Raw genomic sequence first — 16,026 nt, forward strand, 5'->3', positions numbered from 1 at the left:
GATCAGCGGCCGCCACTGTGCGCTTGCAGGCGTGCGTACAGGCCGTTCAGGGCCAGCAGCTCAGCGTGCGTGCCTTGCTCGGCGATGCGGCCACGCTGCATGACCACCACGCGGTCGGCATGCTCAATGGTGGACAGGCGGTGAGCAATCACCAGGGTGGTCCGGCCTTGCATCAAGGTTTGCAGCGCTTGTTGCACCAGCCGTTCTGACTCGGTATCCAGCGCGGATGTTGCCTCGTCCAAAATCAAGACCGGGGCATTCTTGTACAAGGCGCGCGCAATCGCCAGCCGCTGGCGCTGGCCACCAGACAGCTGCGCGGCGTTGTGGCCAACCTCAGTGTGAATGCCTTGTGGCATCAGGCGCACATGTTCGGCCAGATTCGCAGCCTCCAGGCTGGCCCAGACGCGCGCTTCATCCATCTCGCCACCCAGTGCAACGTTGGCAGCAACGGTGTCGTTAAACATGACCACGTCCTGGCTGACCATGGCAAATTGGCTGCGCAGGTAGTGCAGATCCCAGTCTTGCAGGGGCACGCCGTCCATGCGTATCTCACCCGAAGTCGGGTTCAGAAAACGGGGCAGCAAATTGACCAGTGTGGTTTTGCCTGCGCCCGAAGGACCCACCAGTGCAACCACCTCCCCAGGGTGTACTTGCAAGCTGACGTCCTGCAACGCAGGCGCTTTGTCATCCCCAAAAGAGACTCCTACATTGCGCAATTCAATCGCACCCTGCACGTGACTGGGGCGCTGTGTGCCGCTAGATTCAGGCAGGGTGTGGTCCAGCAGGCTCAGTCCGCGCTCCAGCGCCGCAACACCGCGCGTGATGGGGTTGGCCACGTTGGCCAGGCGGCGCATGGGGGCAATCAGCATCAGCATGGCGCTGATGAACGCCACAAAACTGCCCACCGTAATATCCCCTGAAGGATTGGCCCGGCTTTGCCACAGCGCGATGCAGATCACCGCTGACAGCGCAAAAGCGGCAAACAGCTGTGTCAGCGGTGTCATGGCAGACGAGGCAATCGTAGACTTGATGGCCAGGCCGCGCAGCTTGCGGCTGATGGCTTGAAAACGGCGCTCTTGTTCAGCCTGTGCCCCGTGTAGTCGCACCATGCGGTGGGCCAAAAAGTTTTCTTCCACCACGTAGGCCAGCGAATCGGTCGAGTTCTGGCTGTTTTTGGTAATGCGGTACAGCCGCTTGGACAGGGTGCGCATGATCCATGCAACGCCTGGAACCACCACACCCACAATCAACGTCAGCTGCCAGTTGAGGTACAGCAGGTAACCCAGCAAGGCCAGCAGTGTGAAGCCATCGCGCGATAGCGTGATGAAGGCGCTGACCAGCTGGTTGGCGCCCGTTTGCACTTCATACACCACAGTGTTGGACAGAGAGCTGGCAGTTTGCGACTGAAACAGCCGCATGTCGGTGTTCTGTACCCGGCGAAACAGCACCTCCCGCAAGCGCAGCATGGCGTCATTGGCAATTTGCGACAGTGCGTACTGGGCCAGAAACTGCGCAACACCCCGCAGTAAAAAAACCCCAATGATGGCTATGGGCACCATCCATAGATTCAGCGTTCCCTCAGAAAAACCACTGTCTAACAGGGGCTTTAACAGGGCCGGAATCATGGGCTCGGTGGCAGCGCCAAGCAGCGTTGCCACAATGGCAACAGTCCACGCCAGCTTCTGGTTGCCAAAGTAGGGCGCTACGCGCAGCAAACGCTGCTTGAGTGACAAGTCAGAGGGGGTGTTTGTCATCAAATGGTGATTTTTTTCTGGGGTCTGCATGTGGAAAGTGATTCTACGTGCCCGCTCTGCAGCCTCGCTATACACATTGACACAGCAACAATGTGATCACATGCCTTGAACTGTGTGTAACATCATAGGAAGTCCCGGGAGCCTGATCCGGTACATGATGGCTGCGCATGAATACTGAACCTCAAATTCTCACATCCCCTCTCCGAGCGGTCGTACCGCTCACATCGCGTCGAACCTTGCTTGCCGCAATGGCTGCAACGTCAGCGTTACCTGCTCTGGCGCAGTTCCGCGTGGAAGTAACCGGCGTTGGCCTCACCCAGCTTCCGATCGCTTTGCCCGCCTTCCGTGGCGAAGAGGGCGCTCCCCAAAAGATTTCCCAAATCATCCGTGCCGATTTGGAGCGCAGCGGTCAATTTCGCAATGTTGATGCAGCAGGCGTGGCGCTGGATGAAACTTCGCGCCCTGAGATGGCCCAGTGGCGCCAGCGTGCCGCTGATGCACTCGTTACCGGAAGCGTGACACGTTTGGCAGATGGCCGTTTTGACGTGCGATTCCGTTTGTGGGATGTTGTCAAAGGTCAGGATCTGGGTGGACAGGGGTTTGCAGTCACGCAGGCTGATCTGCGCTTGGTTGCTCACCGTATCGCTGATTTCGTTTACGAAAAACTCACCGGTGAACGCGGCATCTTCTCGACACGCATTGCATACGTAACCAAAGCTGGCAAACGCTATGTGCTGTGGGTGGCAGATGCGGATGGTGAAAATGCCCAGTCTGCGCTGTCGAGCAGCGAACCCATCATTTCTCCGGCATGGTCGCCCAACGGCGGCGAGCTGGCATATGTGTCATTTGAAGCACGCAAGCCCGTGGTCTACGTGCACGATGTAGCCAGTGGTCGCCGTCGTCTGGTGGCCAACTTCCGCGGATCTAACAGCGCACCAGCTTGGGCTCCAGATGGTGCGACTTTGGCAGTAACGCTGACGCGTGATGGACTTTCGCAGCTTTATCGCATCAGCTCGCATGGCGGACAGCCCACACGGCTGACACAAAGCAACGGTATCGACACAGAACCCGCCTTCTCTGCCGATGGTAAAACCGTTTACTTTGTCAGTGATCGTGGCGGCTCGCCACAAATTTACAAAGTGGCAGCCACGGGCGGGTCCGCGCAGCGCGTGACCTTCTCCGGAAACTACAACATTTCGCCTACCGTCAGCCCTGATGGCCGGTGGTTGGCCTACATATCACGCGTAGGTGGTGCATTTAAGCTGTTCGTCATGGAGCTGGAGTCGGGTAATGCCACTTCCGTCACCGACACTTCTGATGATGAAAGCCCAAGCTTTGCGCCCAACAGCCGTCTAATCGTTTACGCGACCAAGCAAGGGGGCCGTGAAGCATTGATGACAACCACTTTGGATGGCAAGATCAAAGCGCGATTGGCTGGGCAGGGCGGTGAAATTCGTGAACCTGACTGGGGTCCTTATCAAAAATATTGAATTTACGTAAACCTTTGTGAATGGCTTGCGTTCTATTAGTGACCTAGCATACCTAGGCAAGGAGAATTTTTGATGATTACGTTTAAGCGAGTTTCTATCGCATTGTCTGTAGCTGCCTTGTTGGCTGGCTGCTCTTCCGGCGTGAAGTTGGATGAAAACGCCGCTGCTGGTGCCAACGGCGGCGCCAACACTTCTGGCGCAGCCAGCGGTGTGGCAGGCGTGGACTTGACCGGTTCCCAAATCGATGCTGACGGCGGCCCTCGCGGCGTTGGCCGTGTGGTGTACTTTGACTTCGACAGCTTCATTGTGAAGCCGGATGCTCAAGGCCTGGTTGATGCGAATGCACGCTTTATCAAGGCTGACCCTTCGCGCAAAGTGACTGTTGAAGGTCACACCGACGAGCGCGGTGGCCGTGAATACAACTTGGCATTGGGTCAAAAGCGTGCTGAAGCAGTGCGCCGCTCGCTCAACTTGCTGGGTGTTAGCGACAACCAGGTTGAAGCGGTGAGCTTCGGTGAAGAAAAGCCTGCGGTATCTGGCAACAACGAAGCTGCCTACTCGCAGAATCGTCGCGCTGAACTTTCTTACCGTTAAAGCATGAGCATTCGCAATGGATTTTTGCGGATGAATGTTCGTGCACTGGCTGTGATTGGCCTGTGCACGGCATTTGTTCATCCTGCATACGCTTTTTTGGAAGATGCGGAAGCGCGTCGTGCCATCTTGGAATTGCGTCAGCGCTTTGATAGCAGTGCTGAGGAAGCCGCACAAATGCGCCGGGGGATGCTGGATTTGCAGTCGCAAATTGAATCCATGCGCCGCGAAATGGCTCAGCTCAATGGTGCTAAGGAGCAGCTTGAGCGGGAAGTCTCCGAAATCCAGCGCCGTCAAAAAGATTTGGCTGCTGGTGTGGATGACCGGCTGCGTAAGTTTGAACCTGTCCGTGTCCAACTGGATGGTCTGGAGTTCACTGCCGACCCTGCGGAAAAGCGTGATTTTGACGCTGCGTTGGAGAAGTTCCGCGCAGGCGAGTTCGCAGAGGCACGCAAAACCTTTGCAAGCTTTGTCAATACCTATCCAAGTAGCGGCTACGTGCCATCTGCAAGGTTTTGGTTGGGTAACACGCAATACGCAGGGCGTGATTACAAAGAAGCCATTGCCAACTTCCGATCCATGCTCAAAGCAGCACCTCAGCATGCCCGTGCTGCAGATGCAGCCTTGTCCATTGCGAATTGCCAGCTGGAATTGAAAGACACCAAGGGTGCGGTAAAGACACTGCAAGACTTGGTCAAAGACTATCCTGCCTCTGAAGCTGCTTCAACAGCAAAGGAACGTCTTCAGCGTTTGAAGTGATGAGTTCATCTGAGATAACAAGCAACACCATCGCCGGCTTAGCCGGCGATGGTTTTTTTGCAGACGCTGATCTTCAGCGCCGATTTGGTGGGCTGGAGCGCCTCTACGGTGTCGATGGCGCGGCCCGAATTCGCCAAGCACATGTGGCGGTAGTTGGTGTGGGCGGCGTCGGCTCATGGGCAGTCGAGGCGCTGGCTCGCAGTGGTGTGGGCACGTTGACCTTGATTGATCTGGACAACGTGGCAGAGTCCAACATCAATCGCCAGATTCATGCGCTGACGGATACGGTGGGTAAAGCCAAAGTCGAAGCAATGCGCGAACGCATTGCCCAAATCAATCCACTGTGCACAGTGCACTGCATTGAAGATTTTGTAGAACCTGATAATTGGCCAAAAATTCTGCCCGCAGGTGTGGATGCCGTGATCGACGCTTGCGATCAGGTCAAAGCCAAGCTTGCCATGGCGCAATGGGCGCGCCGCAGTAAGTCTATGTTTGTCAGTGTTGGTGCGGCAGGGGGCAAGCGGCTGGCGCACAAAGTTGAGATCGATGATCTTTCCAAAGTCACGCACGATCCTTTGCTGGCACAACTGCGTTATCGTTTGCGCAAAGAATTCAATGCTCCCAAAGAGGGCAAGAAAATAGGCGTAACGACAGTGTTCAGTCGTGAGGCGGTCCAGCAACCCAGTGCTTCATGCCAAGCAGTAGTGACTGACGGTTCATTGAATTGCAGTGGCTATGGGTCAGTGGTTGCGGTGACTGCTACATTTGGACAATGCGCTGCAGGCTGGGTCCTGGAGGAAATTGCGAGCAACTTAAAAAAATAGCACGAATTTGAAAAATCACCAAAAAAGCGATGCTACAATTGATTTATTCGCTGATCAGATGAATAGTTTGATTGGCAGGTAGGGCCTTTAGCTCAGTCGGTAGAGCAGCGGACTTTTAATCCGTTGGTCGCGAGTTCGAATCTCGCAGGGCCCACCAAAGATTACAGCCCCGTGTAGCAATACACGGGGCTTTTTCTTGCTCTCATTTTAGTTGTACAGCCGCTTTTAAGTGGCTTTTCTTTTGGGCGTTGTGCGGGTTTTTTTGCCTACCAGCCCAACAGCGTTCTGCAGGGTCTTGGTAGCAAGGTGGCTGTAGCGCTTGGTACTGATTGCAGACTTGTGACCCAACACGCCGCCCACGGTGTAGAGATCGACTCCGGCATTGATCATCTCGCTTGCTGTGCTGTGGCGCAAATCGTGCAACCGGGCATGGCCATAACCTGCAGCTCGAGCGCCGGCTTTGAATTCCTTGCTCACCGTCCACTTGGTGGGTTTCACTGGCCATAAGCTAGGGTTGCGCACTACGTGGGCAATTCTGGGGTGAATTGGCACCACGCGTGGCATACCATTTTTAGTGTGTTCGCCCCCCAGCTCAAACATATCGCTGCCGAAATGGACCTGGGCCAGGCCAACCTCGGCTGCTCGCATGCCGCTGTAAAAGGCAATCCTGATGGCTGCCCGGGCCTTGCCGGGTTTTATCTTTTGGCAGATAGAGAGAAACTCAGCGCGACCAAGATACACGTGGCGCTCGTTGCGCACCTTAGGCATGCTGACCCGCTCTGCAGGATTGCTGTCACCCAGGTCATGATGCCGCCATGCGTAGCGGCAGGCCGCTCGCAGGTACGACAGGCGGTTTCGCGCTGTTGCCGCAGCCAGTGGTTTTTTGTTGGCGTCCACTGGCTTGTAGCTCAATGCAATGGCTGGCAAAGCAGAAAAAGGCTTGCCAGCGTAGGCGTCGTAGCAAGCTTTCAACTCTCGCACGATGTTCTCAAAACTCTTGAGGGCAGGTGCGTGATGCTTGAGATACAGCAGAACCGCATCTTCAATCAGTGGTTCTGGCTTGCTGACGCCAGCCGCAACGGAGTGGAGTCGCTTGGTTTCTTCGAGGTCGAACTTTTGGGCTTCGGATTTGGTGTAGCCTTTTGGAAGTAGGCGGCTAGCCCGCTGCCGCTGGCCCGCAATAACCTGGTCGAACTCAAAGCGCCAACGCTGGTTGCGTGCGTCATAACGGATCGGCATGATTTTTTGTACTCCTCAACATCGGTTTCATCAAAACGCACAGCCGCGCCAAAGCGGTAGCAATGCAAGCGCCCTGAACGGGCAAGCTCATAAACGGTGCGTTCACTCAGGCCAAGCAGCTTGGCAACAGCTTTAGCGTCAATCATTGGACTTCCAGAAACAAAAAAGCCCGCACGGCATGTACCGGGCAGGCTGTTGGGTTAAAGGTTAAATATGCTGTTATCGCTTATGCAGTAAGCGCTAGTAGCTATTTAATTTGAATTTATCGCAGCTGCAACTTGCTTTGCGTCAGGCCCTGCGTGCTGGCTTGCTGGGTGCTGCGGCGCTCTTGGGCCTCGGCGTGGTTGGCAAGGCGCTGGGTGCAGGCAGTGGCAAGGTTGGCCAGCGTGGTGTCGGGCACCATCAGGTCGGTGCGGATGGCCTTGGTCAGTTGCGCCAGCGTCATGGCGAACGTGCCTTCTTCCAGCGTCTGCACTTGCGGCACCAGTGCGTTGCTGTTGCCCGTAAAGCCCAGCAGCAGGCGGGTGGAGTGGGGCGGCTCACCATCACGTAGCACCGCATCAAACACCGCCTGGTACACCTGCGCCGTGGCAGCGTGCGCCAGCTGGCGGGCCAGATCGATGTGGCTGGTGGTTTCTGGCAGCTGGCTGTGGTTGCCGGATTGCTGCTCCAGCACATCCAGCACCCATGTGCGAAATTCTTTGGCCACCGAAGTACGGGCAAACATGGCCAGCAGGTGCGCGCCGCGCAGGCTGAAGATGCGGACTTCTTTTTTGCGTTTGCTGTCGTTGATTCCATTGACCGTCAATTTGACGGTCAATGTCATGTCCTCACGAAACTCTGCGGCGTTGCGCTCGTAGATGCGGCTGATTGCATCTTCACGTGCGTAGCCCAAAGCACGTGCAAGGTCGCTGGCTTTAAGCCAGTGCTGACCGTGTTGATCAATGATTTCGAATCGGGTGGAGCGAAAAGACAGCGCAGATGCGCGGGTGGTGATGTCAGCCATAGCGGCCTCCGAAGGTTGTGACTTTGCTACAACCACCGCCCATCGCTTCCCAACAATTGGCGGTGACTCGAAGGGGTAGGAAGACCGGACAACCTGCGGCAAACCGGCGAGCCTTGCGGCTCCCCCTCCGAGCCACCATAAAACTGGGGCCACAGACGACAAAGCCGCACGACTGCGGTACAGATGCGGCTTTGTTGTCACCGCAGGTATGTTTCAGGCTTCCCAACCCGATCACGCTTTACTGGCGTGACGGGGTTGAGTGTAGCGCTACTTCCGCACAGACGCAAAAAAGCCCGCTAAGCGGGCTGTTGGTGTTTGCTGGTTAAGCGGGTGTGGGGTTTTCGTCATCACTGCTTTGCAGCTTGTTCAGCAGCTGCATTGCGCGGCCAACTACTAATTGGATTTCAGGCTTGCTGTCGTCGGCGTATCTTTGCACGACTAAGTTCAGAGCATTGATTGCATCTTTGTTGTCGTCTGCGCCCATCAGTGCGGCGCCCTTGTTGAAGAGAGCTTTAGCGACCTGTTGGCGCAAGACTGGGCTGGGGTCGCTTCTATACCGTTGGTCAATCAGGTCGCTTATTTTTATTGCTTCTGGGCTACGGCCCAATTGCCAGAGTGCGACACTTTTGTTGAAAAGTGCCTGAGCCACGTGCTCGCGTAGAGCTATTTCTGGATCGTTGCCATAACGTTGCTCTACTAAATCTGAAGTCTTAATAACGTCTTCGTGACTGCCGGATTTGCCTTGCGCTGTGCTCTTATTGATAAGTGCCTGAGCGGCTAGTTTGCGCAGCACAGGTTCATCATATTTTCCATAGTACTTTTCCAGTGTGTCAAAGACTTTGATAGCTTCTTCATGATGGCCTAATTTCCCAAACGCTGAGCCCTTGTTGCCAAGTGCGCGGGCGAGTGGCTCACGCATTACTGTGCTGCCATCATTGCCATAGCGCTGCTCGACTAGGTCATAAACCACAATTGCTTTTTTGTGATGTCCCTGCTGACTGAGTGCATTGCCCTTGATGTTGAGTGCTTGAGCGACTAGCTTGCGTATGGCAGGGCTTTCATCGCTGGCATAGCGTTTCTCAAATCGGTCGCACAATGCAATCGCTTCTTCGTGGTTTCCTAATTTTTCTAGTGCGACGCCCTTGTTGCAAAGGGATTGAGCCACAAGTTTGTGCAAAAAAGGGCTGTCATCATTGTCATAGTGCAGTTGCTCTAGCTGCTCAAAGGCCGCGATTGCTTCCTTATGCTCTCCCATTAGACCTAGTGCTACGCCTTTGGCGAGAATTGCTTCAGCAGCCAGGTGGAGTAATGCTGAGTTTGGGTTTTTGCGGTAGTGGCTTTCAATCCAGTTATAGCCTTTGATGGCTTCTTTGTAGTTACCCAGTTGCCTATGTGCACTTGCAGCAGCAAGCATGAACTTAGCGACTTCTTCAGGTGAAAGCTTTTCTTCTGCTGCTGCTTGAAAAGCGTTTTCAAAGTTGACTAGTGCAGAGTCAAAGCGCTTCTCGCTGTATTCACTTAGGCCACGGACGTAAAAATCTCTGGCGGTGTACTCATTTTCCGGTTTTGCTTTGAGGGCTTGATTGGCTGCGTTTACTGCTTGTTGGTCAGCGAGGGATGGTTCTGAGGATGTAGAGGCGTCAGGGGAAGTGATTTTTAACTGGGCAGCTATTGCGATTTTTTGCCCATCTTCATCCATCTTTCGTTTAGTTTTTTCTGCATGCTCCTCTACTTCTTTTTGAACCGTTTCTACCTTTTTGCGTAGGTTTTTAATTTCTTCTTTGAACTCAGAGCTGTTATCTGCAAACCATTTTTCTGATATTTCTTCGGCTTCTTGTTTGGCGCGTCCTTTAGTGGTGAAGTAAGTGCCTAAGCTAGCCAGCAGGGTTAGCACTGTGATTAGTGTTCCAAAAAAGGATATTGAAAAACTCAAGTCACTGATGCGCTTGTCTTGCATGTCAAACTGTTTGCCATTGACTTGCGTAAAAACGGAAACGTCATTCATCAGCTTCTGATTCTGCTGTTGAAGCTGCTTGATGTCTTCTTGCTGCTGGGGCGCGGTAGCTTGCAGCGTTTGGACTTGCTGCTGCAATTGCTGAATTTCAGTCGGCTGTTTAGTGGGTGCTGCAGTGGCTATAAAAGCCATGCATAGGCTGAGGCCCAGCAGGAGTTGGCGCATGTCTATATGGTCGGTTGTCTCTGTTACAACAATTGTAACTAGACAGATTTTGATCTGATGTAAGGGGTGGGTCACCCTCCCGGGCTACGTTTGAAGTTCCACAACTTCAACCCGAGAGGGCTACCCATGGCAAATCAATTTGAACCAGACCAACTGGCTGCTGCAGAACTGGCTGATCGCTACATTGAGATCGTGCTTTCGACCAAGCCTGAACTTTTGCTTTCGAACCACTCTGCAGGTGATGGAACGGGTGAGCTATACGCTAAAAGGCTGCTCGAATTCAGAGAAACGCTTATTGATGGTTTGGCTGAGCAGCCACTGACTGATGTTGAGGAGGATTGATCTCTTCCTTGCACGCCTTGTAGACCTGCGCAATTTCTTTGCCGAAGTATTTGCCTTCGTGCCCGTTGCACTTGAACTTGAAAACCGCAATCAACGGCAGCAGTGATTTGATGAACATGTGAAGGTCTCCTGAGTGAAGGTGTAAAACAAAAGCCCACGCGGCGCGGTGCCGGGTGGGCTTTTTTGTGGGTGAAGTGTTTAGCGGATGCCGGTGAGCCTGGATAGCTCGGCAAGCCGCTGGTAGTTAAGTGCGGTCTGCATTTGGCGCTCTTGGATGCGGTTGAGCAGTTCGGTGCCGCGTGCGTGCCAGTCGGGGCTGGTGGTGAGGTTGTTGACCAGATTGCGCAGCGCCAGTTGGTCGCGCTGCTGGGCGGCGGTGAGGGCGTCGTTATCACGCTTGAGCAGGGCTTGCTCGCCCGCCATGCGCACAAGTTCGTCCCGGTCTGTGTTGTCGGTCATCAAATCTCCTTGGTGATGAAAAAAGCCCGCTAGGTCTGGAACCTTGCGGGCTTTGGTTTGGATGGCGTGGGCTGGCTTTTACAGATACGCCTGCCTTTGCAGCCTGAGTGCATCGCGGTCGATGCTGGCGGCCAGCAGCTCCATATCGGACTGGCTGACGCCCAGTGCGGTGAAGTACGCGGCCCAGCCATCAACGGTGGTGGCCACCTGCCGTACCAGCTCAACGGCGCGGGGCATTTTGATGCCGTATTCGTTGATCTGGGTCAGCGCGTTTTCCAGGCTGGATTCGGCGCCTGCGGTGCCGACGACCAGTGCTTGATAGCCCAGGTTTTGCAGGCTGGGCACGACGTCATACGCAGGGGTGAGGTCGTAGTAGCCATCTGCCAGGTTGAGGCTGATGCTGTGGTTGCGCTCGTGGTCGTCGGTGTTGTCCATGAGGATGTTGAAGACCATGCGTTTGAACAGCTCTTCGCGCATGGCGGCTTGCCGGTCTGGGTGGCCCAGGCGCAGCAGGATTGTGGCCAGGTTGCTGTAGCTTTGCTCCAGCCCCGCAGCGCGCAATGCGGTGTTGGCGGACTGGCAGTGCACGCGGTAGGGGCCCAGACGGTCAAACCGCTCAATGGTGAGGGCATGGCGCTGTTTGCCGTGGCGCATGGGCAGCGGCAGCACGGTGGTGTTGGCAACGTATAGGCCCGCTTGGGTGGCCAGCGTCATGGTGGCGTGCTCAATGAGCGGGGTGTCTACGGGGTCGTCCAGCTCACTGAACTTGATGACGCAGGGGCCGTTGTCGGTTTGCAGCAGGGCCTTGGGGCGTGCGCCGCCCAGGGTGACGCCGGGCTGGATGAGGCGCTGTATCTCTGCGGTGATGGGGGCCTGGGTCTGCACGTCTTCCACCGCGCTGGCCAGTTGCGCCAGATCCTTCAACTGCGGATAGGGGCTGAGGTGGCGGGGTGTGTACTGATCGGCTGAGGTGGATATGCCCAGCGCGCCAAAGCGGTCGTCGCCGGCGAAGAGCAGCATTTCCAGTATGGACAGGCGCGCGGGGCGGTCAATGTGGCGGATGATGCGCTCGCCCCAGCGGTCAGGGCGGGCGTCGTCGATGGCGCCGGGGGCGGTGTTTTTCTGGCCGGTGGTGAAGGTTTGCCCCTGGATGAGGGGCAGGTCTTCGCTGAGGGCAAAGTTCCACCACTCTGTCGCGTAGGTGAAGGTGGCGCAATCGGAGACAAGCTGTGACAGCGCCACCTCGCCCACCAGCGTGGGCGCGGCGGGGTTGACCATGGCCCATACGTAGAGCCGGTCTTGGGGCACATAGGTGCGGGGCGATACGGCGTTGGGTTGGGTCATTTCTTTTTAGGGTGGTCTGACTTGGCCAGGAGGGCGGCTAGGCCTGCAGATTTTTTACTGATTTCAGCAATCTGCTGTCCGGCTGGTGAATTGTGAAAGCCCATTACCGCCTTGATGGCCGGTGAATTGTGAAAGTCCATTACCGCCTTCATGGCTGGCGAAAATGCTTTGTCCACCTGAACGGCGGGCAGTTTTGAGATCGTTTCCCCAAGCTGCATCGCAGGCAAGTTTTTAATAGTGTTGCCAATTTGGGCGACGGGCATTCTCTGAGTGACAGCTAGGGCATGTTCATTGGAACTCGCAGGAGCTTGTGCGGCCTTTGAAGGTAAGGCGGCTGGTTTTTTCTTTGCCCGGACCTTGGCCACTTCCTTCTCCAGCGCTGCATGGTCGTTCTGTGGAGCAATCAGGTCGGCCAGGCCAGTTGCTGGATTGATCAGCCACATGCACATCACGTACGAAGCCATGGCCACGGATGGGTCGCCGCGCTCGATACGCGCCATGGTGGGCTGAGAGATGCCCAGTTTTTTGGCCCATTGCGCCTGCGACTCTCCACGCCGCTTGCGGGCGATGACGATGTTTTGTGCCAGCTGCTCAATTTGCTGGAGCACGGCTTGTGGGTAGTTGGCAGGTGATGTGGTTTGGCGTGGCATACATAGATGTTAGTGTTTTATCAGAAACATGTAAATCTATGAATTGTTTATGGGTGCGGTGCACACAAATGCTGCACCATGAAGTTAAAACTAAATCCATAGATGTATTTGTTTTTCATAAATATATTCATCTATGAATAATTTAAGTCAAGAGCTTGTGCCTGCAGCAGGCTGGCAATGGCGCTTCAGCTCATGCCAGTGGGTCAGCACAAGGTGCTGCAGGTGGCCCACGTCTGCGATGTTGTGCAGGGTAAGGTCGGCCTGGATCTGCAGGTGTTCGGTGCTGGTGGCGTGGGTGGTGCGCTGCTCATGACCGGGGCGCTTGATGCGCCAGATGGTGCCGCCCATGTTGCGGATCATTTCTGCCTCGTTGCGCTTGTACACATCGGCCAGCACGATAGGGCGGCGACAGCTGTGCATGCGTAGGTAGGCGATGCGGCTGCGTACGTATTCAAGCCAGTAGTCGGGGGCTTGCGTGCGGCGGTATTCGCTGCCCCACCATTCCAGAATTTGGAGCGGGCTGCGGGGTGTTTGCAGGTCGCCTTCCGCGTGGGCTTGAACGCACTGTACAAAGTCTTTGTCTGTGCAGTTTTGCAGGGCTAGCAAACGTTGCGGCTGGGTTTTGCTCAGACGGCTGGCCAAGTCCAATATGCAGCAGCCAAAGGCTTTGGCTACTTCGGCATATATGCCGTCACTGAATGCCATGGCGCGGGCATCTGCGTGCGCTTCAAGCAGTTGAGCGACGGTGGTTTTACCGCAGTTGTGATCGCCGGTGATGCCAAGAATGATGGGCTGTTTAGCGGTGCGGTGTGGCATGGTGGTTTCTTAATTTATGAGCACGTTGTGCATGCAAATGCTCGGTTTTAAAGTGGTTTTGAAGTGAAGCTAAATGCTGATAAGCGCTAACAGCTTTGTTTTCTATAGCGTTCAGGATGCGGCTGCGTCGACTGTCTTGTTGCTGCAGGTGGGCCAGCAGTGCATCAAGCGCGGTGCTGTGTGACGGGTTTGACTTTGATGGCTTTGGCATCGGGAAACATTCCAAAGGCGATGTCGAAGGCATGCCCGCCAGTGCGGGCCGGGGTGATGTAGCTGGTGCGGCCGCGGGGTGTGTACACGGCAACGTGGTAGCTGCGAAGCTTGGGCATGGGGTGGCTCCTGCGTTCATAGGGGGTAGGCTGCAATGGCACCAACGGCCAGCGTGATGGCCGCAGCAATCAACCAGGCAACGGCGTGGCGCATAGCGTGGCTCCTGCATGAGGGCAAAAAAAAGCCCACCGGGTAGTGGGCTTGAGAATAAAAAAGCCGGTGCCTTTCGGCATGCCATGGGAAGAAGAAGAGGGAGGGAGGAGACCCCCACGACCCGGCTGGAAAAAGGTTGATGGCGCCGTATGAGCCCCGGCTTTTCGACAAGATGGAGGGGGTCGACTTTCACGCCTTGCTGGTGGGCGACTACCAGTCACGATTGCCATCAGGTGTATTCACTGCGTCAGTAAATGCACCTCATGGCCCTGCATCTCGCTGCAGGCGGCGGTGCTTTGTGCCCACGGGGCTTGCTCACTTAAACGGTGCGCTCCTTGGGCAAATAAAAACAGCCTCCTGAGGGAAACTGCTTGTGTTTGGGCATGAAAAAGCCCGCTCGATGCGGGCTGGTGGTTTGGTAGACGGAAGAGCGACTTGCAGAAATGAATTTTCTGCTTCAAAGCATCGTCTTGCTGCTTTTTGTTCTGAGTTTGTCCTGGCTGCTTTAGACCAGGCGAAGATCGCTCAGCTTGTCGCTCTTACCTTTGTCTCTGACCAAGGATGTTCAGGCCAGAGTGGATGTGTGTTGCATTGGACTAACTCCTTAAGTTAGAGAAAGCCAACAGGGCTTTCACGTCTGCACGATGCTCCTGAAGCAATACCCGCGTTGTATCAATGCGTAAGTAACACAGGCTTGAGTCTCAAACCGCAGCCCTCTGTCACAAGGCTCTGGTTTGCGGTCGTAGCTTTCCGACCTGTCATCGCTTGCACGACGGGCTTTGCTGTTCTTGGCAACCCGGTATGCCTCACCCTTTGACCGTGTACGCACTTTGGCGACTGGATACAGCGGGACACTGCGCGGAGCACCCGCCATGCCGGGTGACGCTATAGAGCCGGACGAACCCCAAACTTTGGCTGGGGAGCAACATCGGCGGTGCAGGGCGAGAGTGGATAGGCAAGGGTGCGCGAGGCGTAGGCGGTAAGGGTGGAGTCCGCTCGCTGCAATACATTTGAGGTTCCAACATTCAAACTTCATACAGGAGGGACTCCATAACAGTTGCATTACTGGCGGCGGCTGTGCAGGAGTGTCGCGATAACTATGACAACAAAGGAATGGATTGAAATAAGCATCCAAATTGCATCATTGATCCTGACGGTCTGGATAGGCGTTAACTCATTGAAGCTCCAGCGCACCCACATCAGTGCAGCCAAAGCAGCAGAACAGGCTGCTGATACGCCAATGACCCAAAGATGGAAGTGGTTCAAAACACATGTTTCGGGGTTTTTCTTCATGTGGCTCCTTTCAATTGGCTGGCTGGTTTATGCAAGCGCGCAGTCAGAGCCCATTACACGCGTCACTTTGCTTCAGTTTTCGCTGTTGACGATGTGGTGCCTTACCTGTGCGTTCATGGTGGTGCTATTTGCGTTCGTGGCGGCATTTGTCCCGTTGAGCCTGATTCGGGACGACGCATAACCCTTTCCTATCCACTCTCTTGTTAAAGACCGGGGGCAACGCCCCGGTCAATGCCGTGGCACCCATCGCGGTGGCACCTTGCTGCGCGCTGTGAGGCGCTAGACCTTCCTCTTGCATCGATTCGGTACGGGGCGGATCGCTTCCCCTTGGTCGTGTAGCGGTTGGTGCTGCGATGAATTTATTAAACACTATGTTTATCAATAAGTCAAACATATTGTTTAAACAAGGTGTTTTAAAAAAGTGATGGGCTTCATCCGACAGGCAGTGCAAAGGAGTTGGGCTACAACTGCCGAAGGAGAGCGCTGCCATGCAACTGAACCCCAAAGAGCCTCGCAAGGAACAAGAACCCAAGCCTGAGCCGATTGATCCGCCCAGCGATGCCCCACCGGTAGAGCTGCCAGGCGATCCGATGGATGAGCCAAATATTTAGGGCGTAAAAAAGCCCGCGTTAGGCGGGCCTTGAATTGAGATGATGTTTGTCTGTAATAGACCCGAAGCAGACAGCCACTAACGAATAAGCTAAGCCGACCGCAGTATGCGGGTCGGCTTGAGCGCCGGGTTAGACCCAGCGCAACAAAATAACTATGGCCTCGCGGGCCACGGACTACAAAAACCATAACTGCTAACCCTAGTGAAATAAGGGCTAGAGGCCAAAAACACCAATAACTTACCCAAA

At 55.2% G+C, this 16,026-nt stretch carries 16 protein-coding genes, 1 tRNA gene and 1 pseudogene; 8 read left to right on the forward strand and 10 right to left on the reverse strand.

The window, feature by feature from the left end; translation table 11 throughout:
• Positions 1 to 2: 2 nt before the first annotated feature.
• Positions 3 to 1,754: a lipid A export permease/ATP-binding protein MsbA gene (msbA, locus tag H9646_RS13550; protein ID WP_225214195.1), complete on the reverse strand. Its 1,752-nt coding sequence runs from the start codon at positions 1,752 to 1,754 to the stop codon at positions 3 to 5.
• Positions 1,755 to 1,921: 167 nt separating this feature from the next.
• Here msbA and tolB point away from each other — a divergent pair, with 167 nt between their 5' ends.
• The 5 genes from tolB to H9646_RS13575 all read left to right on the forward strand — a co-directional run bounded on the left by tolB (position 1,922) and on the right by H9646_RS13575 (position 5,575).
• Positions 1,922 to 3,244, forward strand: a complete 1,323-nt coding sequence (gene tolB / locus H9646_RS13555) for a Tol-Pal system beta propeller repeat protein TolB (RefSeq protein ID WP_191723893.1) — start codon at positions 1,922 to 1,924, stop codon at positions 3,242 to 3,244.
• Positions 3,245 to 3,316: 72 nt separating this feature from the next.
• Positions 3,317 to 3,838, forward strand: coding sequence for a peptidoglycan-associated lipoprotein Pal (gene pal, locus H9646_RS13560; RefSeq protein WP_191723894.1), 522 nt, complete (start codon positions 3,317 to 3,319; stop codon positions 3,836 to 3,838).
• A gap of 3 nt (positions 3,839 to 3,841) precedes the next feature.
• Positions 3,842 to 4,594, forward strand: coding sequence for a tol-pal system protein YbgF (gene ybgF, locus H9646_RS13565; protein WP_404813104.1), 753 nt, complete (start codon positions 3,842 to 3,844; stop codon positions 4,592 to 4,594).
• Positions 4,594 to 5,418: a tRNA threonylcarbamoyladenosine dehydratase gene (locus H9646_RS13570; RefSeq protein ID WP_191723895.1), complete on the forward strand. Its 825-nt coding sequence runs from the start codon at positions 4,594 to 4,596 to the stop codon at positions 5,416 to 5,418. Before ybgF ends, H9646_RS13570 begins: the two co-directional genes overlap by 1 nt.
• A gap of 81 nt (positions 5,419 to 5,499) precedes the next feature.
• Positions 5,500 to 5,575, forward strand: a tRNA-Lys gene (locus H9646_RS13575).
• Positions 5,576 to 5,643: 68 nt separating this feature from the next.
• Here the strand turns inward: H9646_RS13575 and H9646_RS13580 are convergent.
• The 4 genes and pseudogenes from H9646_RS13580 to H9646_RS13595 form a co-directional block, all read right to left on the reverse strand.
• A complete protein-coding gene (locus H9646_RS13580; RefSeq protein WP_225214196.1) occupies positions 5,644 to 6,657 on the reverse strand; it encodes a tyrosine-type recombinase/integrase in 1,014 nt (337 codons plus the stop codon).
• A gap of 14 nt (positions 6,658 to 6,671) precedes the next feature.
• A pseudogene (locus H9646_RS18730) lies at positions 6,672 to 6,803 on the reverse strand (helix-turn-helix domain-containing protein); the annotation flags it as partial.
• A 116-nt stretch (positions 6,804 to 6,919) separates the two neighbouring features.
• Positions 6,920 to 7,663, reverse strand: a complete 744-nt coding sequence (locus H9646_RS13590) for a BRO-N domain-containing protein (protein WP_191723898.1) — start codon at positions 7,661 to 7,663, stop codon at positions 6,920 to 6,922.
• A gap of 322 nt (positions 7,664 to 7,985) precedes the next feature.
• Complete coding sequence (locus H9646_RS13595) at positions 7,986 to 9,842, reverse strand: tetratricopeptide repeat protein (protein WP_191723900.1); 1,857 nt, start codon at positions 9,840 to 9,842, stop codon at positions 7,986 to 7,988.
• A 126-nt stretch (positions 9,843 to 9,968) separates the two neighbouring features.
• Here H9646_RS13595 and H9646_RS13600 point away from each other — a divergent pair, with 126 nt between their 5' ends.
• A complete protein-coding gene (locus H9646_RS13600) occupies positions 9,969 to 10,184 on the forward strand; it encodes a hypothetical protein (RefSeq protein WP_191723901.1) in 216 nt (71 codons plus the stop codon).
• Positions 10,185 to 10,382: 198 nt separating this feature from the next.
• Here H9646_RS13600 and H9646_RS13605 read toward each other — a convergent pair whose 3' ends face one another.
• The 5 genes from H9646_RS13605 to H9646_RS13625 form a co-directional block, all read right to left on the reverse strand.
• Positions 10,383 to 10,643, reverse strand: a complete 261-nt coding sequence (locus H9646_RS13605; protein WP_191723902.1) for a hypothetical protein — start codon at positions 10,641 to 10,643, stop codon at positions 10,383 to 10,385.
• Between the two features lie 78 nt (positions 10,644 to 10,721).
• Positions 10,722 to 11,987 (reverse strand): type II toxin-antitoxin system HipA family toxin, encoded by a 1,266-nt coding sequence (locus tag H9646_RS13610; RefSeq protein ID WP_191723903.1) that lies wholly within the window; start codon positions 11,985 to 11,987, stop codon positions 10,722 to 10,724.
• Positions 11,984 to 12,487 carry a hypothetical protein gene (locus tag H9646_RS18475; protein WP_225214197.1) on the reverse strand — a complete coding sequence of 168 codons (504 nt, stop codon included), beginning with the start codon at positions 12,485 to 12,487 and terminating at the stop codon, positions 11,984 to 11,986. The genes H9646_RS13610 and H9646_RS18475 overlap by 4 nt, the downstream gene beginning before the upstream one ends.
• 297 nt (positions 12,488 to 12,784) lie before the next feature.
• Complete coding sequence (locus tag H9646_RS13620) at positions 12,785 to 13,453, reverse strand: hypothetical protein (protein WP_191723904.1); 669 nt, start codon at positions 13,451 to 13,453, stop codon at positions 12,785 to 12,787.
• Between the two features lie 164 nt (positions 13,454 to 13,617).
• Positions 13,618 to 13,782 carry a hypothetical protein gene (locus tag H9646_RS13625; protein WP_191723906.1) on the reverse strand — a complete coding sequence of 55 codons (165 nt, stop codon included), beginning with the start codon at positions 13,780 to 13,782 and terminating at the stop codon, positions 13,618 to 13,620.
• A 1,193-nt stretch (positions 13,783 to 14,975) separates the two neighbouring features.
• Here H9646_RS13625 and H9646_RS13630 point away from each other — a divergent pair.
• The gene (locus H9646_RS13630) at positions 14,976 to 15,350 is read left to right on the forward strand and encodes a hypothetical protein (RefSeq protein WP_191723907.1); all 375 of its coding nucleotides are present in this window, start codon (positions 14,976 to 14,978) and stop codon (positions 15,348 to 15,350) included.
• A 307-nt stretch (positions 15,351 to 15,657) separates the two neighbouring features.
• Positions 15,658 to 15,780 (forward strand): hypothetical protein, encoded by a 123-nt coding sequence (locus H9646_RS18570; RefSeq protein ID WP_263598953.1) that lies wholly within the window; start codon positions 15,658 to 15,660, stop codon positions 15,778 to 15,780.
• Positions 15,781 to 16,026 lie beyond the last annotated feature (246 nt).

This window comes from Comamonas avium (assembly GCF_014836675.1).
Taxonomy (GTDB): domain Bacteria; phylum Pseudomonadota; class Gammaproteobacteria; order Burkholderiales; family Burkholderiaceae_C; genus Comamonas; species Comamonas avium.

What these genes read in the sequence shown, in the direction of transcription:
- H9646_RS13630 (WP_191723907.1), top strand. Translation starts at nt 14,976, where the DNA reads ATGACAACAAAGGAATGGATTGAAATAAGCATCCAAATTGCATCATTG.
- msbA (WP_225214195.1), bottom strand. Translation starts at nt 1,754, where the DNA reads ATGACAAACACCCCCTCTGACTTGTCACTCAAGCAGCGTTTGCTGCGC.
- H9646_RS13595 (WP_191723900.1), bottom strand. Translation starts at nt 9,842, where the DNA reads ATGCGCCAACTCCTGCTGGGCCTCAGCCTATGCATGGCTTTTATAGCC.
- tolB (WP_191723893.1), top strand. Translation starts at nt 1,922, where the DNA reads ATGAATACTGAACCTCAAATTCTCACATCCCCTCTCCGAGCGGTCGTA.
- H9646_RS13600 (WP_191723901.1), top strand. Translation starts at nt 9,969, where the DNA reads ATGGCAAATCAATTTGAACCAGACCAACTGGCTGCTGCAGAACTGGCT.
- H9646_RS13625 (WP_191723906.1), bottom strand. Translation starts at nt 13,782, where the DNA reads ATGCCCAAGCTTCGCAGCTACCACGTTGCCGTGTACACACCCCGCGGC.
- H9646_RS13570 (WP_191723895.1), top strand. Translation starts at nt 4,594, where the DNA reads ATGAGTTCATCTGAGATAACAAGCAACACCATCGCCGGCTTAGCCGGC.
- H9646_RS18570 (WP_263598953.1), top strand. Translation starts at nt 15,658, where the DNA reads ATGCAACTGAACCCCAAAGAGCCTCGCAAGGAACAAGAACCCAAGCCT.
- ybgF (WP_404813104.1), top strand. Translation starts at nt 3,842, where the DNA reads ATGAGCATTCGCAATGGATTTTTGCGGATGAATGTTCGTGCACTGGCT.
- H9646_RS13580 (WP_225214196.1), bottom strand. Translation starts at nt 6,657, where the DNA reads ATGCCGATCCGTTATGACGCACGCAACCAGCGTTGGCGCTTTGAGTTC.
- H9646_RS13590 (WP_191723898.1), bottom strand. Translation starts at nt 7,663, where the DNA reads ATGGCTGACATCACCACCCGCGCATCTGCGCTGTCTTTTCGCTCCACC.
- pal (WP_191723894.1), top strand. Translation starts at nt 3,317, where the DNA reads ATGATTACGTTTAAGCGAGTTTCTATCGCATTGTCTGTAGCTGCCTTG.
- H9646_RS13610 (WP_191723903.1), bottom strand. Translation starts at nt 11,987, where the DNA reads ATGACCCAACCCAACGCCGTATCGCCCCGCACCTATGTGCCCCAAGAC.
- H9646_RS18475 (WP_225214197.1), bottom strand. Translation starts at nt 12,487, where the DNA reads ATGGCGCGTATCGAGCGCGGCGACCCATCCGTGGCCATGGCTTCGTAC.
- H9646_RS13620 (WP_191723904.1), bottom strand. Translation starts at nt 13,453, where the DNA reads ATGCCACACCGCACCGCTAAACAGCCCATCATTCTTGGCATCACCGGC.
- H9646_RS13605 (WP_191723902.1), bottom strand. Translation starts at nt 10,643, where the DNA reads ATGACCGACAACACAGACCGGGACGAACTTGTGCGCATGGCGGGCGAG.